Origin of the sequence: Bacillus sp. 1NLA3E (genome assembly GCF_000242895.2) — a bacterium.
GTDB lineage: Bacteria > Bacillota > Bacilli > Bacillales > Cytobacillaceae > Bacillus_BU.
On record NC_021171.1, the window covers coordinates 1,752,709 to 1,778,186 of the forward strand.

Sequence of the window (25,478 nt, forward strand, 5' to 3'; positions counted from 1 at the left end):
TTATAATTGTCATAAACAAGAATGTAGGGGCACCGGTGTTGCCGGTTGAGATATTATCCACGAGATAATGACCCTTAGAACCTGATCTGGTTAACACCAGCGGAGGGAACATATTTAACAAAGCAATGTTTGTTAGTATGCGCCCTGGTTTTCACTAGGGCGTTTTTTTGTTTTGGAAAATAGTTCGTTCGCTGTACTGTTTGTTATCAGTACGAATACATAAGGAGGAAGTAAGGATGAAGAAATGGCTAGTTTTATTATTCGCAGCCTTGTTGATTACTGGCTGTAGTACGAGTAAAAAGGTTGACAATGCTCAACAGAAAAAACAAGACAAGCAGGATGCACTTAAAAAAGTGACAGTGGTATTGGATTGGACGCCAAATACAAACCATACAGGCTTATACGTGGCAAAGGAAAAAGGTTATTTTAAAGAGCAAGGTCTCGATGTAAAGATCATTATGCCAGGAGAAGCCGGTGCTGATCAGCTCGTAGCATCTGGTAAATCCCAATTCGGTGTTGGCTATCAAGAAGGGGTCACACAAGCTCGAATTCAGGGAGTTCCACTTGTTTCAATTGCGGCGGTCATTCAGCATAATACATCTGGTTTTGCATCACCAGCTGAAAAGAATATTAAGTCTCCGAAGGATTTTACCGGTAAGACTTACGGAGGATGGGGTTCTCCAGTTGAAAAATCGATAATTGAGTCTTTGATGAAAAAAGAAAATGCTGATGTAGGAAAAGTGAAAATTGTTAATATCGGAGACACTGATTTCTTTACCGCTATTAAAAAGGACGTTGATTTCTCCTGGATTTATTATGGCTGGGATGGAGTAGAAGCAGAGCTACGCGGTGAAAAAATTAACATGGTTTATTTAACAGACTACTCAGATAAACTCGATTATTACACACCTGTTTTGACGACAAACGAAAAAATGATATCAAAAAACCCTGAGACAGTAAGAGCATTTGTAAAAGCTTCTGCAAAAGGGTATGAATATGCCATTAAAAATCCGAGTGATGCAGCGGATATTTTAATAAAAGCAGCTCCAGATTTAGATCCAAAGCTTGTGAAAAAAAGTCAGGAGTGGTTAGCACCTAAATATCAAGATGATGCCACCCGTTGGGGTGAACAAAAACTTGAGGTATGGGAGAACTATGCTTCCTGGATGTTTGAAAATGGACTATTAGAAAAAGAATTAGATGCAAAAAAAGCATTTACGAATGAATTTTTACCTAAATAGGAGGGTTTATTGTGGCAAATGCACTTGTTAGTATCCAAATCTTACCGAAGCCAGCGGATGGTGGAGATGTAATTCCTTATGTTGATGAGGCGATACGCATCATTCAAGAATCGGGAGTTAAGTTTGAAGTCCATCCGTTAGAGACAACGATGGAAGGTGAGCTAACGCATTTATTTTCCATCATTGAAAAAATGAACGAGCGGATGATGGAAATAGACTGTAAAAATGTTATTTCACAAATAAAGGTTCTTTACCAACCATCAGGTATTACGATGGATACATTGACGGAAAAATACCGATGAAATATTTTCTTAGAAAAGGATGGAGACCGATTGCGGTTCTCCTTCTTTTGTTCGTTCTATGGGAATTGATCGTTGCTAAAGCCAAAATTCCAGTCTGGTTGCTTCCTGCCCCTTCAAAGATTTTGTCAGAGACGATATCTGGCTGGACGATGTTTTATCCTGATTTATTGTCAACGATTCAAATTTCTATCGAGGGATTTATGGTGGGAGCGGTCGTTGGGTTGGTGGTAGCGATATTATTGCACTTAGTTCCTTGGATTCGGGACTCGGTTTATCCGCTCCTTATATTATCGCAGAATGTTCCAATTATCGTTCTCGCACCGTTACTCGTGATTTGGTTTGGGTTTGGGCTATTGCCGAAAATAATCGTCATAACCCTTGTTTGCTTCTTTCCTATTACTGTGGCGACTTTAGATGGTTTAAAACAAGTACCTAAAGGATATAAACATTACATGTTAATGGCAGGTGCCAATAAATCACAATTATTTTGGAAGCTTGAGTGGCCATATGCACTTCCTACAATATTTTCAGGTTTAAAAATTTCAGCCACCTACAGTGTGATGGGGGCAGTTATTTCTGAATGGCTTGGAGCTGAAAAGGGGATAGGGGTCTATATGACATTGGCGTCTTCTTCGTTTAGAACAGATAAAGTTTTTGTGGCAATTCTGGCGATTATGCTGCTTAGTCTGTTGTTTTTTTCCTTTATTGTTGTTGCAGAAAAATATTTTATTCGCTGGCATGGGAAGGGAGGGAACTCAGAATGAGTCATTTAAAAGTCGATAGGATTTCCAAATCCTTCGGGAAATTAGAAGTGCTATCAAACCTTTCTTTTTCGATTGAAAGGGAAGAGTTTGTTTCTATTATTGGTCCATCAGGAAGTGGAAAAAGTACGATTTTTAACCTAATTGGTGGAATAATGGCTCCTGAAAAAGGGGGAATCCTGCTTGAAGATGACAATATTATTGGCAAACGAGGCTCGATTAGTTATATGCCACAAACACCTTCCCTGTTGCCATGGCGAACAGTTTTGCAAAATGTGATGCTTGGAGCGGAACTGAAAGGAAAAAAGGACAGAGATAAAGCGATAGAAATGCTAAAAAAAGCGGGTCTAGGGGATTATTTACAGGCACGTCCTGAAGAATTATCTGGAGGGATGAAGCAGCGGGTTGCCTTTATCCGGGCCCTTCTCAGTCCCCAATCTCTTATTTGTCTAGATGAACCATTTTCCGCACTGGATGAATTGACTAGGCTAGAAATGCAAAAATGGCTCCTATCCATTTGGGGAGAATACCGACGAACTGTGTTGTTTGTTACTCATTCGATTGAAGAAGCATTGTTTTTATCAGATCGAATTATTGTATTGTCCCCAAAACCAGCAAGCGTGACTGCAGAATTCCGCGTTCCATTCAAACGTCCTCGAGATGAAAGCCTCTTGCTAGACGATGAGTTCTTCCGATGGAAGCGATCAATATATTATTCTTTTAAAAAATAGGGAAGTGCACGGATGGAGAAGATATTGGATTCGCACATTCACTTAGATCAGTATGAGGATGAAGAGATTTTGTCCATCGCCAAGATGGAGTATTCTATTGAGGCGCTGATTTCAGTTTCAATGAATTTGGAATCATGTAAAAGAAATCTAGACCTTTCGGAAAGATTTTCTATGGTCAAACCGGCATTTGGTTTTCACCCTGAGCAACCACTTCCAACGGATCGCGAGCTTGAGGAACTTATATCTTGGATGGAAACAAACAAAGACAAAATGGTTGCAGTTGGAGAAGTAGGCTTGCCGTTCTTCATGCGGGCAGAGAACAAAGTGTCAAAAAGTGACTACGGGAGATATGTTGAGTTACTCGAACTATTTGTGAAGCTCGCAAAAAAATGGAGTAAACCAATTGCCCTCCATGCAATCTATTCAGATGCACCAATTGTTTGTAATCTACTTGAAAAACACTCAATAACTAATGCACATTTTCATTGGTTTAAAGGGGATCAAAAGACGACCGAGAGAATGATAGCAAACGGGTACCTTGTTTCGGTTACTCCAGAGGTTGCGCTAGATGATGTAGATAATGTAAATTTGGTTAGTGCCTACCCAATCGGTAAAATCATGGTCGAAACTGATGGACCGTGGCCCTTTGAGGGACAATTTTCTGGAAAGAGGACCCACCCGACCATGATGAAGGAATCTCTTAAAAAAATTGCCGAAATAAAGAATATGGATTTTCGGAGTGTTATGGAATTAATCCGGAACAATACTAAAGAATTTTATCGATGATAGAGGCAATTATTTAACAAGCTGATAAAGGTTGGCGTTTTTTTACTTATAATATCATTCTTCCCACTCGTTTTAATCCGAGTGGGATTTTTATTTTTTTGGATTAACATTGAGAATGGTTTGTTGTCTAGTTGGTGATATTTTGAGAGGTAGCAATTCCTAACTCTATTAAAAAAAGTTGGTGAGATTTTCTATCAAGCTAGATGACACATATTCTGACATTCATTATACTTCAACAAAAGAGTAACTATTTTGGGAATTTAGTAGAAAAGGAGGTAAAGATTTACATATAGGAGAATATAAAAAACATTTTTTATAGGGGGACCAAAATGATTTCTAAAAAGAAGCTTTTTTCATTATTTATGATATGTACTTTAGTACTTGGAATTATCAGCGGATGTTCACAATCAGATAAAACCTCAAAAACGGATGAAGGTGGTTCGAAAAAAGGGACAACGGTTATAAAAATTGCTACTCAGTCCCCATTATCCGGCGGAAGCGCAACATTGGGAGAAGCAATTAAGCTTGGTGCACAGTTAGCATTAGATGAACAAAAAGTTAAATTTAAAGAATTAGGCTTTGATTTACAATTGGTTCCATATGATGACCAGGGCGATCCTAAAAAGGGTGTGGCAAATGCGCAATTGATTGGTGCTGACCAAGCAGTTCTTGGAGTAATTGGACACTTAAATTCTGGAGTTTCCATCCCTTCATCGGAAACGTATGAAAAATATGCTATTCCAATGATTTCACCTGCTAGCACTGCAACTGATGTTACGGACCGTGGGTTAAAAGCCGTAAACCGTATCGTTGCAAGAGATGATTTTCAAGGTCCAGCCGGGGCTGAGTACGCTGTAAAAACTTTGAAAGCCAAGAAGATTTTTATCATCCAAGACAAAACGGCTTATGGTTCAGGTTTATCAGATGCATTTAAAGTAGGTGCAGAGAAATTAGGTGCTGATATCGTTGGTTTTGAAGGAATTACTGTGGGTGAGAAAGATTTTAACGGTGTTCTAAATCTAGTGAGTTCAAAAAAACCAGATTTAATCTACTATGGTGGACTTTATGCAGAAGGGGGACTGCTAGTTAAACAAGCGCGTGATAAAGGTATAGATGTACCGTTTATGGGAGGCGATGGTCTTGATTCCTCAACTTTTGTTGAAATAGCCGGCGATGCCGTGAAAAATTCTTACATCACCTCTGTTGCTGGTGATGTTACAAAAACCGAAGCAGGGAAGAAATTCTCAGAAGACTATAAGAAAAAGTTTAATAAAAACGTAGAGTCCTATTCCGCTTATGCCTACGATAGTATGGGCGTCATGTTAACTGCTTTAGAAGATGCTATTAAAGAATCTGATGGAAAGGCGCCTCCTCGTAAGCAAGTAAGAGACTCAGTGCGTGCAATTAAAGACTATAAAGGTTTAGTAACTAAAGTAGGCTTTGATAAAAAAGGAGATAACAAGTTTGCAAAGATATTTATTTACAAATTTGATGAAGCTGCTTATCCGGCTATATTAGACGGAGAAATCAGCAAATAGTAGTTTACTTAAAAAGGGTATGGATTTTGGCACGTACCCTTTTTTCCTTTTATTTGACTATGGACCACCACTAGAGCAAAAATCAACAGGCAAGTTTAGCTCTGCTTTTAATTTTAAACAGAAAGTCAGGTGATGATTTTGTTTACTGACATCATTCATACTCTACCACAGGTGATGATCGATGGTCTGACCTTAGGAGCAGTCTATGCAGTAATTGCTCTAGGCTACACCATGGTTTACGGAATACTAGAATTGATAAATTTTGCCCATGGTGAAATTTTTATGACAGGAGCTTTCATTGGAACAGCTGTATTGTTGGGTCTGACAAGTTTTGAGTGGATATCTGTCATTCCGGCTATTATTTCTCTTATCTTTGTTTTACTTTTGACTAGCATATTAACTGGCTTTATTGGTATGGGGATTGAAAGAGTGGCTTATAGACCGCTGCGCAATGCTCCAAAACTTATTGCCTTAATTACGGCAATTGGAATTTCGTTTCTTTTGCAAGATATCGTTCGATTTATTACAGAATTATATAAAGGGAATTATATTGTCTCAACTCCCAGTTTATTTAATAATCAAATCCATCTGAAGGTCTCGTCTATCCTTTCCCAATTTCAGAATGTTTCATTTAAAAGCTCGTTTCTTGTTGTATTAATTGTTGCATTCATCATGATGATTGGCTTAGACTTTTTTGTTAACCGAACAAAATGGGGAATGGCAATGCGGGCCGTTGCCCAAGATCGTGAAACGGCTGCGTTGATGTCAATAAATGTTAATAAGGTAATTTCCGTTACCTTTTTCATTGGTTCAGCCTTAGGTGGAGCAACGGGTGTGTTGTTTGCGATTCAGTATGGAACAATTGATCCTTATATTGGCTTTATTTTAGGAATAAAAGCATTTACTGCGGCAGTGCTTGGTGGAATAGGAAATATTCGTGGAGCAATGGCAGGTGGAATGATCCTAGGACTAGTTGAAATGTTTGCAGCGGCAAACCTATCAGGCTTAACGGGCGGTATTTTCGGTGCTGAATACAAAGACGTATTCGCCTTCATTATTTTGATTGTGGTCCTAATCTTTAAACCAGAAGGATTATTTGGAAAAGCTATCGCAGAGAAAGTGTAGGTGGGAATGATGAGGAAAATATGGAGTTTTTTTCAAGCGAATAGATTAGCTCAAGTTGTCTTGTTCGTCCTCTATGTTGTGGTTACGACCTTGAGTTTGTACTTAGCCCAGAAATCGGTCGTAGCGTTTCTGTTACTGTTATCTTCACTACTTTTCTTATATTTTCTGAACCTTTCTAATATGTTGAAATGGATCATAGGCTTCTTTATTTTAGCTGTACTTTTGCCATTTGCCGCGAGTCATGGACCAGCATATCAATCCTATATGGAAGTAGCAACATTAGTGGGTATTTATGTTTCAATGGCACTTGGACTTAACATTGTCGTTGGTCTTGCGGGGCTACTAGACTTAGGATTTGTCGCCTTTTTTGCAGTTGGTGCTTATACATATGGAATATTTACAACGGCTCAAGCTGCTAACTTTATGCCATTTGGACACTATCCACTGTCAGGTGAAACCTTTTGGATATTTATCCTGATAGGCTGTTTTGTGGCAGCATTATTCGGAATATTATTAGGGATCCCTGTGCTTCGTGTAAAGGGAGACTATCTAGCTATAGTCACGTTAGGATTCGGAGAAATAATCCGTATTGTTTTTAATAATTTGGATCGACCCATCAATATTACAAATGGGGCAATGGGTCTTTCTTCCATCACCCCACCAACTATTTTTGGAATCAGTCTTATTTTTCCAAGTCAATTTTATTATGTAGTTCTTGGGTTATTCTTAATTGTTGTCTATACGGTTAGAAGGCTCGAACACTCAAAAATTGGCCGTGCTTGGAAAGCGGTCAGAGAAAATGAAATTGCTGCACAATCAATGGGAATCCCGCTTGTGAAAACAAAGCTAACTGCATTTGCAATTGGAGCATCATTTTCAGGAATGATGGGCGTAGTATTTGCTGCCAAACAAACTTTTGTGGACCCGACAAGTTTTACGTTGTTAGAATCAATTACCATTCTTGTTATGGTCCTCCTTGGAGGGATGGGAAGTGTTCCAGGAGTGATTTTGGGAGCTTCTGTCATCACAATTTTAAATTTACAGGTATTAACTGAAATAACCAACTGGCTTAATCAATTAAGCTTAAATGGTGTCGTCTCTGTTCCCGACGCTTTGTCACCAGCTAAAATGCAAAGATTCATTTTTGGAGCACTTCTTATTTTATTTGCCTTATATCGTCCACAAGGATTGTTGCCTGCTAAAAATATGAAATTTGATCCTACAAAACTACAGCCAATCCAAAAGCAAACCGCAGAATCTGACCCTTTTTCGTTGAATGAAGAAAAAGCAAAAGCAAAAGCATAGGAGATGAAGCTGATGAATGTGTTAGAGGTAACGAAATTATCCAAGAGATTCGGTGGATTAGTGGCAAATTCAGAAATCAATATGAGTGTAAAAAAAAAATCCATTACAGCTGTTATTGGTCCTAACGGAGCCGGAAAAACCACATTCTTCAATATGATTACTGGCGTTTATAAACCAACTTCAGGAAATATTTTATTGAATGGAAAATCGCTGGTGGGTTTAAAGCCGCATGCAGTAGCTAGACAGGGAATTTCTAGGACATTCCAAAATATTCGCTTGTTCAATAAACTTTCCGTTATTGAAAATGTTTTGGTGGGTATGCATTACCACCTAAAAGGAAATTGGTTAGGGATCCTTTTCCAGCTCCCGAATACAAGGAATGAGGAAGAGAATGCAAGACGAGATGCGTACAACCTTTTAGAGTATGTTGGACTTGCAGATATGTTAAATGAAGAAGCAGGGAATCTATCATATGGTGCACAGCGTCGGTTAGAAATAGCCAGAGCTTTAGCCACTAAGCCTAACATCCTATTATTGGATGAACCTGCTGCAGGCATGAATCCAAGGGAAACAAAAGAACTGACTGGATTAATTCACGATATTCGAACAGAATTGGATATTACGATCATCCTGATTGAACACGATATGAAATTAGTAATGGGAATATCTGATCATATTATCGTATTGGATCATGGTGAGAAAATTGCTGAAGGAAATCCTGGGGAAGTTCGAAAAAATTCGAGAGTGATCGAAGCATATTTAGGAAAAGGAGCTGTATCATTTGCCTAAGGAGGGAGCCAATTTGCCATTACTTGATATAAAGAATGTTGAAGCCAGCTATGGAGCTATTCAAGCACTAAAAGGGATTAATCTGTATGTGGAAAAGGGGGAAATTGTTACTTTGATCGGAAGTAATGGCGCAGGAAAATCAACAACTCTCAAAGCCATTAGCGGCCTGATACCTATCAATAATGGCTCAGTTAACTATCAGGGAAAGGATATTACCAGTGTTCCTTCTCATCAAACAACTCTCATAGGTATAGCTCATGTCCCGGAAGGAAGGCGTATTTTTCCCAGGTTAACTGTAAAAGAAAACCTCTTAATCGGCGCATTTGCAGTTAAAGAGAAAAAAATGATTTGGAATAGGATGGAAAGAGTATTTCAATATTTTCCTAAGCTTAAAGAAAGACTGGAACAAATGGGAGGTACGATGAGTGGTGGTGAACAGCAAATGCTGGCAATAGGGAGAGCATTAATGATGAAACCAGAGGTGTTAATGCTTGATGAGCCTTCAATGGGCCTTGCCCCAGTAATCGTTGAACAAATTTTTGAAATCATCCAAGAGTTGAATAAACAGGGAATGACAATCCTACTTGTCGAGCAAAATGCTTATCAGGCTCTGCAAATTGCAAACCGAGGTTATTGTTTACAGACAGGGGAGATTGTACTTGAAGGAAAAGGAAAGGACTTAATTACAAACGAACAAGTCCTTGAAGCCTATTTAGCTTAAGAACTGATCATTAATTTTGATTGATACGTTTTAATATAACTAGTTTAATAGGTACAACAAATAAAAGGGCATTAGGTCAATTTCGCTGACCTAAACGCCCTCACATTATTATAAAACTAAAATAGTTCTTCCAATTGCTTCACCTTTTAGGATTGATGATAATACTTGTGGTAGCTCGTCAAAGGTTACTTCTTTTTTGATGGTATCTAATAGTCCGTCTGGTTTCATATCGGTAGCCATTCTTTCCCATATGATTTTTCTAGTTTCCATCGGACAATAAACCGAATCGATTCCTAGTAAATTAATGCCACGGAGAATAAAAGGGAACACTGTAGTTGGTAAATCCGTTCCCCCAGTTAAGCCACTTACAGCTACTGCTCCTCCATAATTGAGTTTACTCAGTATCGCTGCTAAGGTTTTCCCACCAACAGGATCTACTGCAGCAGCCCATTTTTGCTGATCCAATGGCTTTATTTTTTCTCCAATTATTTCTTCTCTTGAGAGAATTTCCTGTGCCCCAAGTTGTTTCAAAAAGCTATGCTCTGATTCTTTCCCAGTACTAGCACACACTTGGTAGCCGCGCTTAGCAAGAATAGCCACAGCAATACTCCCAACTCCACCAGTCGCTCCTGTAACAAGCACTTTACCTTTATCAGGAGTCAATCCGCTTTCTTCTAAACGGTGGACGGATAACGCAGCAGTGAACCCAGCTGTTCCGTAAACCATGGCTTCTTTTAGTGAGAGACCCTTCGGTAAGGGGACGATCCAATCACCAGGAATTTTGGCGTATTCACTATAACCACCATAATGGGAGACGCCAATCTCATAGCTGGTGGCAATAATTTCATCGCCTTCTTTAAAACGGGCATCACTAGAACTTACCACAATTCCAGCTAAATCAATTCCAGGGATAAACGGATACGATCTGACAATTTTTCCGTTAGGGTTACTAGCAAGCCCATCCTTGTAATTTACACTAGAATATAAAACTTTTATAACAACATCCCCATCGGGAAGGTTATCCAGTGATATCATTTTAGTAACTGCTGAAAATTCATCATTATTTTTATCTACCATAAACGCTTTAAATAACTTCTTCTCCATATCATTGTTGCTCCTTTCAAACATAAAACGGATAATAAACTTCGTTACTATAATATATCATAGCAAAAATAATCGGAGGTATGAAGGAATAAGATTGTTTTATTGTTTATCTCTAAGTTAGTCCTCTCCGTTGTTTTCCGTGTATTCATTGAAGAATGGAATGTTGACATAATAATACATCCAACCCATTAATACCCCGCCACCAATTAAATTTCCAATCGTTACAGGGATTAGATTATGTATGACCCCACTAACTGATATGGTACCAGGATGGTTTAATACTAATGCAATCGCAAAGGTACACATGTTGGCGATACTGTGTTCATAACCGGAGATAAAAAAGCAAAATACGAACAAAATCATTGAAAACATTTTTGGTCCATCACCTTTAAGTGCCATTGGAACAAAAAATGCAAGACAGACAAGCCAGTTACAAAGAATGGCCCGGAAAAATAGTTGCATTCCTGGTGCTTCCATTTTTTTCTCCACCACACTGAGCAAAAATCCATTAACATGTGCATCATTGAAAAGTCCGGTTGTATAAATAATAAAAGCAAAAAGAGCGGCACCCAATATGTTGCCAACATAACTTGTCATCCATATCTTAATTACTTCACCCCAGCTGATTTTTTTTCGGAGGGCGGCAAATGTGAAGTAAAAGGTGTTACCCGTAAATAAATCGCCACCCCCGTAAGCGATTAGGATGATTGCAGCTCCAAAGGTTAAAGCGGCCATAGGGTAGGTTAAAGGAGAATGTTCCAAATAAAAAAAGTTTCCAGTCTTAAAGGCGACAATTACTCCGAATCCGATAAACATACTAGCTAGCATTGATCTCGCAATAAAACGAAGGCGGCTTTGGCGGTATATTTTTTGCTTTTTTAGAGCTAAATGCTCCACTTCAAGAAGCGGTTTTACTTCCATCTAAAATCCCCCCGTCTTTGTTTTTGGCTCTTTTCTAAAAGATTGTTGTTTTTTAATTAGGTTTTTGGAAAGAAAACCGTTGATAAAGAAGTTGATTGGAGCGGAAGGTGCGAGACTCCTGCGGGAGCAGCGGGACAGGTGAGACCCCACAGGAGCTTTAGCGACGAGGAGGCTCACCGCCCGCCCCGCGGAAAGCGAGCATCCTGGAGTGGAAATCAACCACACTTCTCTTTTGGAAAATACCAACATAGTTTAAGAAAACAGCCTTGTTTTTTGTTTCTCTCACGATTACTAATGTTTGCCAATATCATAAATGATATTCATAGACTAACTTCAAGGGAAAATCAAATATAACTATTTTCTTAAATAATGAACACAAAAAAAAGGACTGGCATTGCCAAGTCCTTCATCGTGATTATAATTTAAACGAGCTTTTTAATGAAACAATTTGATTAAATACAGCTTTTTCCTTAGTAGTGTGTTTTGGATCGACATTAAAATAGCCATGACGGAAAAACTGAAATTTATCTTGAGCTTTTACATCCTTTAGATTAGGTTCAATGAAGCCTTGGATGATTTCCAATGATTGTTCATTTACATAATCAAGAAATGTTTTTTCCTCGTTGTTAGGGTCTTCTTTGGAATCATCCGTATCTAAAATCAGGGGTTGGTATAGACGGAATTCGGCAGGTACGGCATGTTTGGCATCAACCCAATGGAGGGTCCCTTTTACCTTTCGACCCGTAAAGCCTGACCCACTCTTAGTTTCAATATCGTACGTACAACGTAATTCAACCACATTGCCAACTTCGTCTTTAATAACTTCTTCGCATTTAATAAAATAAGCATGTTTTAGTCGAACTTCATTGCCAGGGAACAGTCGGAAATACTTTTTGGGTGGATCTTCCATAAAGTCATCTTGTTCAATATACAACTCTCTAGAAAATGGAATTTGGCGTTCTCCCATTTCAGGAACTTCTGGATTGATTTCGGCATCCAACCACTCGACCTGATCCTCAGGGTAATTTGTAATTACAACTTTTAATGGTCGTAAAATTCCCATTGTTCTTGGAGCCTTTAGTTTTAAGTCCTCCCGAACAAAGTGATCGAGCATGGCGGAATCGACGGTTCCAGAACCTTTGGACACTCCAGTTTCCCGGACGAATTCTCGAATGGATTCAGGAGTAAACCCTTTTCTTCGTAATCCAGAAATTGTAGGCATACGTGGATCGTCCCAACCTTCGACAAAACCTTCATCAACAAGCTGTTTCAGCTTCCGTTTACTCATTACGGTATTGGTAATGTTTAAACGGCCAAATTCCGTTTGCTCAGGCTTGTTTTCCGTCTCACACTGTTCGATTACCCAATTGTATAGCGGACGATGGTCCTCAAACTCCGTTGTGCAAAGGGAGTGTGTTACACCTTCGATGGCATCCTCAAGTGGGTGGGCAAAATCGTACATCGGATAGATACACCATTTTTCGCCAGTGTTATGATGGCTAGCATGAGAAACACGGTACAGAACTGGGTCCCTTAAGTTTAAATTTGGGGAAGACATGTCAATTTTCGCGCGCAAAACCTTAGTCCCATTTTCAAATTCGCCTTTTCGCATCCGTTCAAATAAATCAAGGTTATCCTTAACACTTCGGGTACGATATGGGCTTTCCTTGCCTGGTTCAGTTAGTGTTCCACGATACGTACGAATTTCTTCTGCTGTTAAATCATCGACATATGCTTTTCCTTTTTTAATTAAAAGGACGGCACGATTGTACATTTCATCAAAATAGTCAGAAGCAAAAAATAACTCGTCCCAGTCATAGCCAAGCCATTTAACATCTTCTTTAATGGAATCGACATACTCCTGATCTTCTTTTAATGGATTTGTGTCGTCAAAACGCAAATTCGTTTTTCCGTTAAATTCATCCGCCAGACCAAAGTTAATTACAATGGACTTAGCGTGACCAATATGAAGGTACCCGTTTGGCTCAGGAGGAAAACGTGTGATGACATGGTCTCTTTTCCCTGATTCTAAATCTTCTTTAATAATACTTTTAATAAAGTTTGAAGAGTTTTGTTCCAACCTTTATCAACCTTTCTTTATGTACAATAATTTCTTATTATAACTTATTTTATCGTAGATTAACGGGTAGTAAAACCCCACAGATGCAAGTTTCACTTAATATGTATTTTCAGTATTTTTCCACTGTCCCTAATAGTAATCGGAAAATCGAATAAATACAAGTAATGTGGGAGGGATTTTCGGTAGAAAAAGCTTAATAAATATTGAGATTATATAGACCGATTGTTATAATTTTGTTGAGGTGAATTGGATGGTAGAAAAAGAGAGCTCGCGAGATAAATTATTAAGTACAGCATCACGGCTATTCCAACTTCAAGGATATCACGGCACAGGACTAAATCAAATAACTAAGGAAAGTGGAGCTCCGAAGGGTTCTTTGTACCATTATTTTCCGAATGGAAAAGAAGAGTTAGCGATTGAAGCAGTTAAATTAACAAGTGCATTTGTTTCCAAAAATATAAAAGAATCCTTGAAACAGATAGAAGATCCAGTTATTGCCATTCAAAATTTTATTGAAACAATGGCGCTTCGATTTGAAAATGAGCGGTCTATGGTCGGGGTCCCAATTGCAGCAGTTGCCCTTGAAACCTCACATAGCTCTGAACTGCTCAGAAAGGCCTGTCAAGAAGCCTATGAAAGCTTTCAAAACGAGTTTACTCAAAAGCTAATAAATAGTGGTTTCGATCAACAAAAAGCGAGTGAGTTAGGGATTGTGATTAATTCCCTAATCGAAGGGGCGTTCCTTTTGAGCTTTACCCGAGGAGACAGTAAGCCGTTACTGTTAATTGCTAAACAAATTCCAGTGCTTCTAAGCTAGAAGTACTGGAAATATTTTCGAGGAGTATTATATAGACTGGTCTACAAAAAGTAATTTAATTGAATATCAAAAAGGGAGTAATTTACATGACTAATATTTTGGTTACAGGGTTTACGGGGAATGTTGGGCAAGAAGTGGCTAAAGTTCTACGTATAAAAAATGCTCCATTTAAATGCGCTGTACGGAATGTTGAAAAGTCAAAGGTGAAATTTGGTGTAGATTATGACTATGTCCGGTTTGATCTTAGTAATCCGGATACGTTTGAGCAAGCCCTAGAAAATATCGATAAGATATTTTTAATGTATCCCCCTGAGGTTAGGGGGCCTGAGGATTTACATCCTTTTTTCGCGAAAGTGAAAGAGAAAGGGATAAAACACATAGTCTACTTGTCAGTAAAAGATGTACAATTCCTGTCGTTTATTCCTCATCATAAAAATGAAAAGGCAATCAAAGCGGCTAAACTACCTTATACCTTTTTGCGTGCAGGTTATTTCATGCAAAATCTTAATATGTTCCTTCTAAATGAACTTAAAGAAAATGGAAGAATTTTTGTTCCGGCTGGAAAAGGGAAGACAAGTTTTATAGATGTTCGAGATATCGCAGAAGTCGCTGTCCTTGCACTTTTAGGAGGGACACAGCATGTAAATAAGAGTTATTGTTTAACTGGAAGGGAAGCAATTGATTTTGATGAGGTGGCCAAACGAATGTCTGCAATACTTGGTAAAAAGATTACTTATACCAATCCGACTGCAAGAGATTTTCAACAATATATGCTCCAAAAGGGTGTTGATCCTGGTTTTATAAAAGTGGTAACAAACCTTCACTTTATAACCAAAATTGGTTTGGCAAAAGGGATGACTAATGATTATGTGGAATTGATGAAGAAAAATCCAACTGCAATTGATACATATATACAGGATTATCGTGAATATTGGGTATAAAAAAACGTATTATACTCAGTGAAAATCAACCAAAAAATGATTTTCTATGCTATTAGCCGTTGAATAAATTTTGAAACTAGTGTTGATTGGAATGAACAACATCAGATTTTTAGATGTGATGAAAAATAACATAAAAAACAGTAGCCTTAAGATGAATTTTTCTTCATTCTCAGGCTTTTTTCTTTGATTCATGACATCAAACAACCCTAAGTTAGCGTGAAATTGTTGGCGGTTTCACGGAGTTTTATAAATATATTTTAGTTTTTGTTATTGATTTAATCAGAATATTCATTATAATTGAGGTATCGTAGATGTTAGAAAATATAACATCGTAAGTCAATTTAGCTAATATTTTAATAAATATGGGTGAATGGATTATCGAAGGGAGAGCAAATCATGAAATTGACCTCACGGGAAATGGAGAAGTTGATGATTGTAGTAGCAGCAGATCTTGCCCGCCGCCGTCAGCATAGAGGACTGAAGTTAAACTATCCGGAGGCGATTGCTATTATTACATACGAAGTATTAGAAGGGGCAAGAGACGGGAAAACAGTAGCTCAGTTAATGCAATATGGGGCTACTATTCTAAAGATTGCTGATGTGATGGAAGGGATCCCCGAAATGATTCCAGATATTCAAGTAGAAGCAACTTTTCCAGATGGTACCAAGCTTGTGACCGTTCATGATCCAATACGAGAATAAGGGGGGAGATAATGATTCCTGGTGAGTACTTGCTGAAGACCGAACCGATTACCTGCAACGAGAATAAGCAATCAATCACGATAAGGGTTTTAAACCGTGGTGACCGACCAATTCAAATTGGTTCCCATTTTCATTTTTTTGAAGTCAACAAATTACTTGAATTTGTTCGAAAACAAACCTTTGGCCTGCATTTGAATATTCCGGCTGGAACAGCTGTAAGATTTGAACCTGGTGATGCAAAAGAGATAGAACTTGTTCCGTTTTCAGGTGAACGAAAAGTCTACGGTCTCAATAATCAAACAAACGGGTCAGTAGAACGGGAGGGAACCAAATGAGTTTTCAAATGTCTAGGAAACAATATGCTGATATGTTTGGTCCGACCACTGGAGATGCAGTTCGCCTCGCCGATACTGACCTTTTTCTCGAAATTGAAAAAGATTATACGATTTATGGGGATGAGGTAAAGTTTGGTGGTGGCAAAGTCATTCGTGATGGAATGGGGCAACATCCGTTAGCTACAGATGACAAAACGGTAGATCTTGTCTTAACAAATGCAATGATTGTGGATTATACAGGTATTTATAAAGCAGATATTGGAATCAAAGAGGGGCTCATTTCTGCAATTGGTAAGTCGGGAAATCCTTTATTAATGGATGGTGTCAATATTGTAATTGGTGCGGGCACAGAAGTGATTGCTGCGGAAGGGATGATTGTGACAGCAGGTGGTATTGATGCGCACATTCATTTTATTTGCCCACAACAAATTGAAACGGCGATTTCTTCCGGAATTACTACTATGCTCGGAGGTGGAACGGGCCCTGCGACAGGAACAAACGCAACGACTTGTACTCCTGGGGTTTGGAACATTCATCGGATGCTGCAAGCAGCTGAGGGGTTCCCTATGAATTTGGGCTTTTTAGGAAAAGGGAATGCCTCAGCTGAAGAACCTCTAATCGAACAAATTGAAGCGGGGGCAATCGGCCTAAAGTTACACGAGGACTGGGGGACCACCGCGGCCGCTATTGATACGAGTTTAAAAGTTGCTGATCAATATGATGTCCAGGTGGCCATTCATACGGATACATTAAATGAAGGAGGATTCGTTGAGGATACTCTCGCTGCAATAAATGGACGGGTTATTCATACTTATCATACAGAAGGAGCAGGAGGGGGTCACGCTCCAGATATTATAAGAGCAGCTAGCTTCTCAAACATCCTTCCATCCTCAACAAATCCAACACGTCCCTATACGGTGAATACATTAGAAGAACATTTAGACATGTTAATGGTTTGTCATCATTTAGACCCAAGTGTCCCTGAGGATATTGCCTTTGCTGATTCAAGGATTCGTAAAGAAACCATTGCGGCTGAAGATATTTTGCATGATTTAGGTGTATTTAGCATGATTTCCTCTGATTCGCAAGCAATGGGTCGGGTTGGAGAAGTAATCACACGGACCTGGCAAACTGCCGATAAAATGAAGAAACAACGCGGGAAATTAGCTGAGGACCACGGAGCTGTCGGCGATAATTTTAGAATTAAAAGGTATATTTCAAAATATACAATTAATCCAGCTATTGTTCATGGCATTTCGGAGTTTGTTGGCTCAATTGAAATAGGGAAACTGGCAGATTTGGTGATTTGGGAACCGGCCTTTTTTGGTGTAAAACCAGAGTTGATTTTGAAAGGAGGAATGATTGCTTATAGTGTAATGGGTGATCCTAACGCGAGTATTCCTACCCCTCAACCCGCCATTTATCGACCCATGTTTGCTTCTTTTGGTGGTGCAAAAAATAAGACTTCGATTACGTTTGTTTCAAAGACGGCTTACGAAAAAGACATTGGTTCGAAGCTAAGCCTACAAAAAATAGTTAAACCGGTATCCGGAACCCGTCAAATAACGAAGAAGAATATGAAATTTAACGGTGAAACGCCAGAAATTGAAGTGGATCCACACACCTATGAAGTAAAGGTTGATGGTCAATTAATCACATGCGAGCCTGCTGAGGTCCTGCCAATGGCCCAACGATATTTCTTATTCTGAGGTGAGAAAGATGATTATTGAAAAAATAATCGGTAATGTAGCGACGATTGAAGAAAACATTCCCCATATTGAACGTGTATTCATGGAAAGTGATGCTTTACTAAAGCGAGTCCAACGGGTAACAACAGACCATGGGAATGAACTAGGTATTCGATTAAAAGAGAATAAAAGTCTTGAAGATGGTGACGTCTTGTATATGGATGAAAACAATATGATCATCGTAACTGTCACACCCGATGATTTATTAACCATTATGCCAACTTCGATTCAGCAAATGGGTGAAATTGCTCACCAACTGGGGAACCGACACCTGCCTGCTCAATTCGAGGGAAAACTAATGCTTGTCCAATATGATTATTTAGTTGAAGAATTGTTACAGAAGCTTGAAGTTCCCTACAGACGTGAAAAACGTAAAGTAAAACAAGCATTCCGACATATCGGTCATCGCCATGATTAGCTCACTTTTTCCTTTGCTTCAACTTTGTGATTCAAATTTCCCTTCAGGGGCTTTTTCCCACTCATTTGGGTTGGAAACATACATCCAAGATCAACAGATTTTAGATAAAGAGAGCTTCTTAAAAGCGATCGGTACCTATATTTCACATCAGCTTGTATATTGTGATGGATTAGCTTGTAGATTTATTTTCGAAGCGTTGGAAAATCAGCATATCTCTGAAATCATTAAATATGATCAGTTGCTATTTGTTTCCAGCTTGGCAAATGAAACAAGAACCGGTAATCGAAGAATTGGTGTAAGATTGGCAAAGCTCTGTGCCCAACTGTACCCGTCTGAACATCTTACAAACTATCTAAATCAAATAAATAGAAAAGAAGCTTACGGTCATTCGTCGCTAGTTTTTGCGATGGTCAGTTTCCATTTACAAGTGGAAAAGGATACAGCATTAGGAGCTTATTTATTCTCTTGTGTCTCTTCATTAATTCAAAATGCAGTTCGGGGAATCCCGCTCGGACAAACAGACGGCCAAAAGTTATTGGTGGAGGTTCAGTTGCTTATTAAAGGGGCTGTAGCGGCAATCAATCTATTGAATCCAGAAGATTTTGGCGCGGCTAGTCCAGGGTTAGAAATTGCTCAAATGCGACATGAACGACTTGATGTTCGATTATTTATGTCTTAAAAGGAGGGGAACAAAATGGAACCAGTGATTATTGGAGTTGGAGGGCCTGTTGGGGCAGGAAAAACCATGCTTGTAGAAAAATTGACGAGAACGATGTTTAAAGATTATAGCATGGCCGTCGTCACGAATGACATTTATACAAAAGAAGATGCTTTGTTTTTAATAAAAAATGGGGTGCTTCCAGAGGATCGAGTCATCGGCGTTGAAACGGGAGGCTGTCCACATACAGCAATAAGAGAGGATGCCTCAATGAATTTTGCCGCAATAGAAGAATTAACTGAACTACATCCCGATCTTGATTTGATTTTCGTTGAGAGTGGTGGTGACAACTTGGCGGCTACATTTAGTCCAGAGCTTGTTGATTTTTCCATCTATATTATTGATGTTGCTCAGGGAGAAAAGATTCCTAGGAAAGGCGGACAGGGAATGATAAAATCAGACCTGTTTATCATTAACAAAATTGATTTAGCACCCTATGTCGGGGCAAGTCTGCAAGTCATGGAGCAGGATACAATTGCAGCGAGAGGAAATAAACCCTATATTTTCACAAATCTAAAAGACGGAACGGGGTTAGAAAAGGTCGTGGATTGGATCAAGAGCCAAGCCTTTTTTATTGGTCTGAAATCATGAGTTTTACTGGTGCAATAGATTTGAATGTTGCCAAAAAACAACTAAAAACAATTGTTTCTGATTGCTATTATGAAGGTGCACTAAAAATCACCCGGCCTGTTTACAATGAAAAAAATTATCCAACTATCTATTTGATTCACGTGGGTGGTGGATATGTAGATGGAGATACATATTTACTAAATATTAGTCTAGAAGATAATGCGGAATTAGCGGTTACGACACAGTCCTCTACAAAGGTTTACAGAACACCCAATCATCCTGTTCGTCAAATCACTAATATTATCCTGAAGAAAGGGAGCATGTTGGAATTTTTCCCTGACCCTTTAATTGCTTATGAAGATTCTAGATTTGTTCAGGAGACAACAGTTCGAATGGAGACCGGGGCTACCCTATTTTTTTGCGATATCATCACACCAGGATGGTCTGCTGAGGGTGGATTGTTTCAATACGATTGGATTAGATCAAAGTTAACCGTTTTTCAAAATGGGAATATGGTCCTTTTTGATTATTTGTTCCTTGAACATGATGATGATCCTGTCAGACTTTTGAAGATGGAGGGTTATTCACACATTGGATCACTTTTCATCATTCATCAGAATGTAAACAAAGAATTTGTTGATCACCTATCTTCATTACTTTCGGAGTACGACATGGACACGAGAATTGGGTTCTCACTTTTACCAGAAGAAGGTGTTGCTTTGCGTATTCTCGCGTTAAGTACGGGGGTCATTGAAAAAATCATTCATCACGTTCATACTTTTTCCCGCAAGGAATTATTAGATAAGGGTCCGCTGGAGTGGCGAAAATATTGAATTCAGGAACGAGCTGATAAGTGAGCTCGTTTTGTTTTTTTTGGCTCTGTTAAACTAGAATGTTGATTTCCGCTCCAGGTGCTTCGCGCACCTTAGGGGCTCACCTGTCCCGCTGCTCCCGCAGGAGTCTTCGCGCCTTCCACTCCAATCAACATTGTGAAAAAAATCAACATTGAGCTTTAACACAGCCTTTTTTTTAAATACTTTACATTATATGTACCATATTGAAAACATGGGGTAATTCTTGTATTATAAAAATGAATGAATATTCATAAAATTACAAATAAATAGATGGAGGCGGTTATATGGGTATTCCTGAAAGTTGGTGGAGTCAGCTAGCCCTCCCAGCGATTTCGGCACCAATGTTCTTAGTATCTGGGCTGGAACTCGTAAAAGGAAGCTGTTTAAACGGGGTAATCGGGTCATTTCCGGCCCCAAATGCCCGGCCAATTGAAGTATTGGACCAATGGATGGGCGGGCTAAATGAAGATCTGGCAGTAGCGAGAAAAAATGAACCAAACCGCAAAATAGCGCCGTGGGCGATGAATATGGTCGTTCATAGCACATACAGCCGCCTTGATGAAGAACTGGAACTTGTCCAGAAACATCGACCTCAATTAGTGATCACTTCATTAGGAAACCCGAAACAAGTGGTTGAGATTGTCCATGAATATGGTGGTGTAGTCTTTTCAGATGTGAGCAATGTAAAGTTCGCCAAAAAGGCAATAGAAGCGGGAGTTGATGGGTTAATTTTAGTAGCCAGTGGAGCAGGTGGACACGCTGGTGCTATTAACAGCTTGGCATTTGTTGATATGGTTCGAGAATTTTGGGATGGTGTAATTGTTCTCGCGGGAGGTATATCTTCGGGGCAAGGAATATTGGCTGCTCAAGCTGCTGGTGCCGATCTAGCCTATATAGGGACTCGCTTCATTGTTGCGACCGAAAGCATGGCAAACGATGAATATCGACGGATGCTCGTTGACGCTTCTCAAGACGACATTATTTTCACCGATGCCTTTTCTGGTGTACATGCCAATATGCTAAAACCAAGTATTGTGAAGGCCGGCATGGATCCTGAACAATTAGTAAAGAAAGATAAAGTAGATTTTAATGATATGCAGAAAGAAACAAATGCAAAAGCATGGCGTGATATTTGGTCAGCGGGGCACGGAGTGGGGGTTATTACTAAAATCGAGCCAGTTGCCGCGATAATTGAACAACTTGAATCCGAATACAAAGAGGCAATTCAAAGAGTGAACCAGCAGGTCCAAAAGCTACGGGGAAACGGATAACAAAAGATAAGTGCTTAAATGAGCATTGAAGGTGAGGCAGGACCAATATGGGTTTTGTCTCACTTTTTTTTTTGATGGAATATATATGAACTTACGATTTTGAAACCTATAGGTCGTTTTGACTAGTATATTTATTTAAAAAAGAGTAATCTGTAAAGAACTAGGTAAGCATTTTAGAAGAAACTCAGGTGAAAAATTAATGAACCTATATTCAGATGTGTGTATTGTTGGAGCTGGTCCTGGTGGGGCTTTATTAGGATATCTCTTAGCTAAAAACAATATCTCTACCGTTGTTCTAGAAAGAAATTCGAGAATTGACAAGGAATTTCGAGGTGAACACATCAACGAAGTCGGTGAACACCTTTTAAAAAAGCATAACTTATACAATAAGATCCAGGAATATGGGATTCTCCCGATGGAACGGATCGAATATTGGGATCAGGGTAAACCATTCAAAACTATTTATGCAAGCTCTAAAGAAGATCATTTAGGCATTCACATACCACAAAACCACTTGCTAAGTGTTTTAACAAATGAGGCGAAGCAATTTTCCCATTATAGGTTATTAATGAATACTGCAGTTAATGATTTAATAGAGGATGCAAACGGTAAGTATATTGGGGTAAAAGCTAATAGGGATGGAGATAATGTTAATGTGTATGCTTCGATCATTATTGCTAGCGATGGGCGATTTTCAACAGTAAAAAAGTTAGCTCATATTCCCTACCAGACAAGGAAACATGGTTATGACCTGCTTTGGGCAAAAATTCCTGCTCCGGTTGGGTGGAAGGCAACGATCCGCTTTGCTATGGTGGACGGGGAGCAGCTTGCATTGTTCACGCAGGCCGGAGGATTTGTCCAAATCGGTTGGAACATTAAAGAGGGGTCCTATCCCGAAATTCGCAAGCAATCTTTTGAACCATATATTCAAAAATTAGTTGAGGCTTTCCCACAGTTGGAGGGTCCAGTCCGTCAGCAAATTAACTCGTGGAATGATTTCGTATTTTTATCTGTCTTCAGCAGTTCCTGTGAGCAATGGACGAAGTATGGATTGGTGGTTATCGGGGACGCAGCTCACACGATGACTCCAACGGGTGCTTTTGGGATCAATTGTTCCTTGAAGGATGCTGATATGCTAGCGGAAATTCTGATTAACATGGATGATATAAAGAGTGCAACATCTCAGGATTTCCAGACTTTTGAAGAAAGTCGGAAGCAAGAAATGACCCTGATACAAGAAGAGCAGATTAAACAGGAACAAACTTATAAAGAAAATTTCCTGATATGAGATTAGCTCCAAAAGGTTTATTTTAGCAGGCAGTGGTATGATAGCAATATGGACAAGTATTGTAAACAAAGAGGTGGATATTTTGATTGATACACGTGTAGTCTCAATTTTAAAAGAAAATATTACCGTAATTAAAAATAATGGAAAATCAATTTACCTTGTTGGTCCGATTCAATTACCTGTAAATTTGAATGGCGAAACAACTACTTTTAAATGGTATTGTTGGTTAAAATGTGAGGATATGGCAGGTCATTTTTGTAATGATGGCTCATATGATACTGAGAAAATTATTGAAACCTTATCATCGTCAAATCTAGCTGAAATGCAACAATCGAGTGTATTGGTGTATGGTGATTTTGAAAATGAAGAGGATGCGCTAATCAGGATGCATAGTATTTGCCACACTGGTGATATATTTGGCAGTAAACGGTGTGATTGTGGATTCCAATTAAAGCAGGCAATGAAAATGATTTCTGATCATGGAACAGGAGCTCTTTTTTATTTAGCAAATCACGAGGGCAGGGGAATTGGCTTGTTTAGTAAAGCAATGGCCTATATTCTTCAGGAGAAAGGGCTTGATACCGTAGAAGCCAATCTCCAGCTTGGATTTGTAGACGATTCTCGTAATTATGAGGATGCGATTAGGGTACTAAAGACACTCAGGACCAAGCCGGTAACGTTGATCACCAATAATCCTCGGAAACTTGATGCCTTGAAAAATTCGGGGGCAAATGTGGTAGAACGAGTATCATTATGGGGAGATGTTTCTAAGTATAATCAGAAATATCTCGAAACAAAAATTAAGCGTTCAGGCCATTTCCGTAAACAAGATGATCAATGATAAAAGGGAAAATCTGATCAACAACACCACGCTACCGATACTTATATAGAGAAGATTTGGAGGAGAGGTTTTGAACAACAAGGAAATTAAGCTCGTTGCTTTAGATATGGACGGGACTTTGCTGAATGATCGAGATGAAGTCTCGCTAGCAAACCGAGAAACTATTAGAGAAGCGCAAAGCAAAGGGATACATATCGTTTGTTGCACGGGAAGATCTTTAATTACTTCCCGTGATTACGTTAAGAATCTAGAACTATCTTCCTACCATATTACAGTAAATGGTAGTGAGGTCTGGGATGAAAAAGGTGTTCTGATTCACAGAAAAATCGTTCCGACCGACCATATTCAGTGGATGTTCGATTTAGCAAAGGAACATCAAACCAAATTTTGGGCAACCGCCACAGACCGTGTTTGGCGCAGGGAAATGCCTGAAGAAATAGAAAATCACACTTGGTTAAAATTCGGCTTTGAGATTCCTGAAGATGATGTTCGAAATACTATTCTAGGGAATCTTCGCGAGCGTGGTCAGTATTTTGAAATTAGTAATTCTAGTCCAATCAATATTGAGGTCAACTCGAGTGGTGTCAATAAAGCCAGAGGGATTGAAGTGGTTTGTGGGCGACTTGGTCTATCAATGGATCAGGTTATGGCTGTGGGTGACAGCTTAAATGACATGTCCATGATTCAGGCTGCTGGAATAGGGGTAGCGATGGGTAACGCCCAAGAGGAAGTAAAACGTGCAGCAAATTGGGTGACAGCTACGAATAATGAAGATGGTGTCGCCCACGCCATTCACAAATGGGTGCTAAGCTAATCAAGTTTTTATTACCAAAAGGGTCGTGAACTTAGATTAATCTAGGTTCACGACCCTTTTGGTTTATTTTTTCTTTTTAACAATTTTCACAAATTTATATCCTGGTTTCATTTTGATTTTTTCTGTACCGCCTTTTGTTTTTATCTGAAAAAGGGTGAATTTTTTCGGTTGATGATCGAGAACATCAATCTTAACGATTCCCTGTTTGGCGAATCGTTTCTCGATTTTTTTGAGTTGCTTTTCGCGCTTTTCACCATATAACAAGTCGTAAGTAATGAGTAATAAATAAATAAACGGAACTCCAATAATGAATGTATAAAGGATAGAATAGATCATAGGTGTAAGTTGAACATCCTTTCAAAGTGATACTCTCTATTATATCTTTTTCTTGTAAAAATAAAAACATGTTCCGTTTAGAATCAAAAAGGCGGTCACCATAGGTGAACCGCCTTTGAACTACATTCCAAATGACATAACCCAAACTGTTCCAAAAACAGTAACAGCAGCAATGAAAAATGCGTACACAATGTTAATTAGTTGTGCCTTCCCGTCTTCACCCTCATTCATATGCATGAACATATACAACTGCATAGCGGCTTGAATCACCGCTAGAGTACCAATCACCCAAATAATAGTTTTTAATGGTAAGGAGGTCTTTAGAGCAACAAAGACAGCACCAAATGTCAAAACCAGAGACATAAGAAAGCCCATCACATGACTAATCGGAAATCCTGTTGTTTTTGTATGTTGCGACATT

At 39.0% G+C, this 25,478-nt stretch carries 28 protein-coding genes and 1 riboswitch; of the genes, 23 read left to right on the forward strand and 5 right to left on the reverse strand.

All coding sequences use genetic code 11. From position 1 onward, the window contains the following. Positions 1-15: 15 nt before the first annotated feature. Positions 16-125: riboswitch (TPP riboswitch) on the forward strand. 111 nt (positions 126-236) lie between these two features. The 10 genes from B1NLA3E_RS08440 to B1NLA3E_RS08485 all read left to right on the forward strand — a co-directional run bounded on the left by B1NLA3E_RS08440 (position 237) and on the right by B1NLA3E_RS08485 (position 9,299). Continuing rightward, positions 237-1,241 (forward strand): ABC transporter substrate-binding protein, encoded by a 1,005-nt coding sequence (locus B1NLA3E_RS08440; protein ID WP_015593421.1) that lies wholly within the window; start codon positions 237-239, stop codon positions 1,239-1,241. Positions 1,242-1,252: 11 nt separating this feature from the next. Beyond that, positions 1,253-1,543: a thiamine-binding protein gene (locus B1NLA3E_RS08445; protein ID WP_015593422.1), complete on the forward strand. Its 291-nt coding sequence runs from the start codon at positions 1,253-1,255 to the stop codon at positions 1,541-1,543. Next, a complete protein-coding gene (locus B1NLA3E_RS08450; protein WP_015593423.1) occupies positions 1,540-2,307 on the forward strand; it encodes an ABC transporter permease in 768 nt (255 codons plus the stop codon). Before B1NLA3E_RS08445 ends, B1NLA3E_RS08450 begins: the two co-directional genes overlap by 4 nt. Continuing rightward, a complete protein-coding gene (locus B1NLA3E_RS08455; RefSeq protein ID WP_015593424.1) occupies positions 2,304-3,035 on the forward strand; it encodes an ABC transporter ATP-binding protein in 732 nt (243 codons plus the stop codon). Before B1NLA3E_RS08450 ends, B1NLA3E_RS08455 begins: the two co-directional genes overlap by 4 nt. Before the next feature lie 12 nt (positions 3,036-3,047). Then, entirely contained in the window at positions 3,048-3,821 is a 774-nt protein-coding gene (locus B1NLA3E_RS08460) for a TatD family hydrolase (protein ID WP_015593425.1), read from the forward strand. A gap of 329 nt (positions 3,822-4,150) precedes the next feature. Then, a complete protein-coding gene (locus tag B1NLA3E_RS08465) occupies positions 4,151-5,359 on the forward strand; it encodes a branched-chain amino acid ABC transporter substrate-binding protein (protein WP_015593426.1) in 1,209 nt (402 codons plus the stop codon). A gap of 132 nt (positions 5,360-5,491) precedes the next feature. Then, entirely contained in the window at positions 5,492-6,484 is a 993-nt protein-coding gene (locus B1NLA3E_RS08470) for a branched-chain amino acid ABC transporter permease (RefSeq protein WP_015593427.1), read from the forward strand. Positions 6,485-6,493: 9 nt separating this feature from the next. Next, positions 6,494-7,789 (forward strand): branched-chain amino acid ABC transporter permease, encoded by a 1,296-nt coding sequence (locus B1NLA3E_RS08475; protein WP_041580401.1) that lies wholly within the window; start codon positions 6,494-6,496, stop codon positions 7,787-7,789. A gap of 12 nt (positions 7,790-7,801) precedes the next feature. Beyond that, positions 7,802-8,578: an ABC transporter ATP-binding protein gene (locus B1NLA3E_RS08480; protein WP_015593429.1), complete on the forward strand. Its 777-nt coding sequence runs from the start codon at positions 7,802-7,804 to the stop codon at positions 8,576-8,578. Positions 8,579-8,591: 13 nt separating this feature from the next. Beyond that, positions 8,592-9,299 (forward strand): ABC transporter ATP-binding protein, encoded by a 708-nt coding sequence (locus tag B1NLA3E_RS08485; protein ID WP_015593430.1) that lies wholly within the window; start codon positions 8,592-8,594, stop codon positions 9,297-9,299. A 108-nt stretch (positions 9,300-9,407) separates the two neighbouring features. Here B1NLA3E_RS08485 and B1NLA3E_RS08490 read toward each other — a convergent pair whose 3' ends face one another. The 3 genes from B1NLA3E_RS08490 to B1NLA3E_RS08500 form a co-directional block, all read right to left on the reverse strand. Continuing rightward, complete coding sequence (locus B1NLA3E_RS08490; protein ID WP_015593431.1) at positions 9,408-10,403, reverse strand: NADPH:quinone oxidoreductase family protein; 996 nt, start codon at positions 10,401-10,403, stop codon at positions 9,408-9,410. Positions 10,404-10,520: 117 nt separating this feature from the next. After that, on the reverse strand, positions 10,521-11,324 hold the full coding sequence (locus tag B1NLA3E_RS08495) for a formate/nitrite transporter family protein (RefSeq protein ID WP_015593432.1): 804 nt from the start codon (positions 11,322-11,324) through the stop codon (positions 10,521-10,523). 415 nt (positions 11,325-11,739) lie between these two features. Continuing rightward, the gene (locus B1NLA3E_RS08500) at positions 11,740-13,404 is read right to left on the reverse strand and encodes a glutamine--tRNA ligase/YqeY domain fusion protein (protein ID WP_015593433.1); all 1,665 of its coding nucleotides are present in this window, start codon (positions 13,402-13,404) and stop codon (positions 11,740-11,742) included. Between the two features lie 250 nt (positions 13,405-13,654). Here B1NLA3E_RS08500 and B1NLA3E_RS08505 point away from each other — a divergent pair, with 250 nt between their 5' ends. The 13 genes from B1NLA3E_RS08505 (at position 13,655) to B1NLA3E_RS08565 (ending at position 24,721) form a co-directional block, all read left to right on the forward strand. Next, a complete protein-coding gene (locus B1NLA3E_RS08505) occupies positions 13,655-14,221 on the forward strand; it encodes a TetR/AcrR family transcriptional regulator (protein WP_015593434.1) in 567 nt (188 codons plus the stop codon). An 86-nt stretch (positions 14,222-14,307) separates the two neighbouring features. Then, positions 14,308-15,162: an SDR family oxidoreductase gene (locus tag B1NLA3E_RS08510; protein WP_015593435.1), complete on the forward strand. Its 855-nt coding sequence runs from the start codon at positions 14,308-14,310 to the stop codon at positions 15,160-15,162. A gap of 396 nt (positions 15,163-15,558) precedes the next feature. Continuing rightward, positions 15,559-15,864, forward strand: a complete 306-nt coding sequence (locus B1NLA3E_RS08515) for an urease subunit gamma (protein WP_015593436.1) — start codon at positions 15,559-15,561, stop codon at positions 15,862-15,864. A gap of 11 nt (positions 15,865-15,875) precedes the next feature. Further along, the gene (locus B1NLA3E_RS08520; protein ID WP_015593437.1) at positions 15,876-16,199 is read left to right on the forward strand and encodes an urease subunit beta; all 324 of its coding nucleotides are present in this window, start codon (positions 15,876-15,878) and stop codon (positions 16,197-16,199) included. After that, positions 16,196-17,908 (forward strand): urease subunit alpha, encoded by a 1,713-nt coding sequence (ureC, locus tag B1NLA3E_RS08525; RefSeq protein WP_015593438.1) that lies wholly within the window; start codon positions 16,196-16,198, stop codon positions 17,906-17,908. Before B1NLA3E_RS08520 ends, ureC begins: the two co-directional genes overlap by 4 nt. Before the next feature lie 10 nt (positions 17,909-17,918). Next, positions 17,919-18,365: an urease accessory protein UreE gene (ureE, locus tag B1NLA3E_RS08530; protein WP_015593439.1), complete on the forward strand. Its 447-nt coding sequence runs from the start codon at positions 17,919-17,921 to the stop codon at positions 18,363-18,365. Beyond that, positions 18,358-19,044, forward strand: coding sequence for an urease accessory protein UreF (locus B1NLA3E_RS08535; protein WP_041580402.1), 687 nt, complete (start codon positions 18,358-18,360; stop codon positions 19,042-19,044). Before ureE ends, B1NLA3E_RS08535 begins: the two co-directional genes overlap by 8 nt. A gap of 15 nt (positions 19,045-19,059) precedes the next feature. Further along, a complete protein-coding gene (gene ureG / locus B1NLA3E_RS08540) occupies positions 19,060-19,674 on the forward strand; it encodes an urease accessory protein UreG (RefSeq protein ID WP_015593441.1) in 615 nt (204 codons plus the stop codon). Beyond that, positions 19,632-20,486: an urease accessory protein UreD gene (locus tag B1NLA3E_RS08545; RefSeq protein WP_236619618.1), complete on the forward strand. Its 855-nt coding sequence runs from the start codon at positions 19,632-19,634 to the stop codon at positions 20,484-20,486. Before ureG ends, B1NLA3E_RS08545 begins: the two co-directional genes overlap by 43 nt. A 305-nt stretch (positions 20,487-20,791) precedes the next feature. Then, complete coding sequence (locus B1NLA3E_RS08550; protein ID WP_015593443.1) at positions 20,792-21,778, forward strand: NAD(P)H-dependent flavin oxidoreductase; 987 nt, start codon at positions 20,792-20,794, stop codon at positions 21,776-21,778. A gap of 199 nt (positions 21,779-21,977) precedes the next feature. After that, positions 21,978-23,066 carry an FAD-dependent monooxygenase gene (locus tag B1NLA3E_RS08555; RefSeq protein WP_015593444.1) on the forward strand — a complete coding sequence of 363 codons (1,089 nt, stop codon included), beginning with the start codon at positions 21,978-21,980 and terminating at the stop codon, positions 23,064-23,066. 37 nt (positions 23,067-23,103) lie between these two features. Continuing rightward, complete coding sequence (locus B1NLA3E_RS08560) at positions 23,104-23,907, forward strand: GTP cyclohydrolase II (protein WP_015593445.1); 804 nt, start codon at positions 23,104-23,106, stop codon at positions 23,905-23,907. A 70-nt stretch (positions 23,908-23,977) separates the two neighbouring features. Continuing rightward, positions 23,978-24,721, forward strand: coding sequence for a Cof-type HAD-IIB family hydrolase (locus B1NLA3E_RS08565; RefSeq protein WP_015593446.1), 744 nt, complete (start codon positions 23,978-23,980; stop codon positions 24,719-24,721). A gap of 63 nt (positions 24,722-24,784) precedes the next feature. On the opposite strand, the gene B1NLA3E_RS08570 is transcribed toward B1NLA3E_RS08565, so the two are convergent. Then, positions 24,785-25,057, reverse strand: a complete 273-nt coding sequence (locus B1NLA3E_RS08570; RefSeq protein WP_015593447.1) for a hypothetical protein — start codon at positions 25,055-25,057, stop codon at positions 24,785-24,787. A 120-nt stretch (positions 25,058-25,177) separates the two neighbouring features. Further along, positions 25,178-25,477 carry a cytochrome aa3 quinol oxidase subunit IV gene (gene qoxD / locus B1NLA3E_RS08575; RefSeq protein WP_015593448.1) on the reverse strand — a complete coding sequence of 100 codons (300 nt, stop codon included), beginning with the start codon at positions 25,475-25,477 and terminating at the stop codon, positions 25,178-25,180. Position 25,478: the final 1 nt, after the last annotated feature.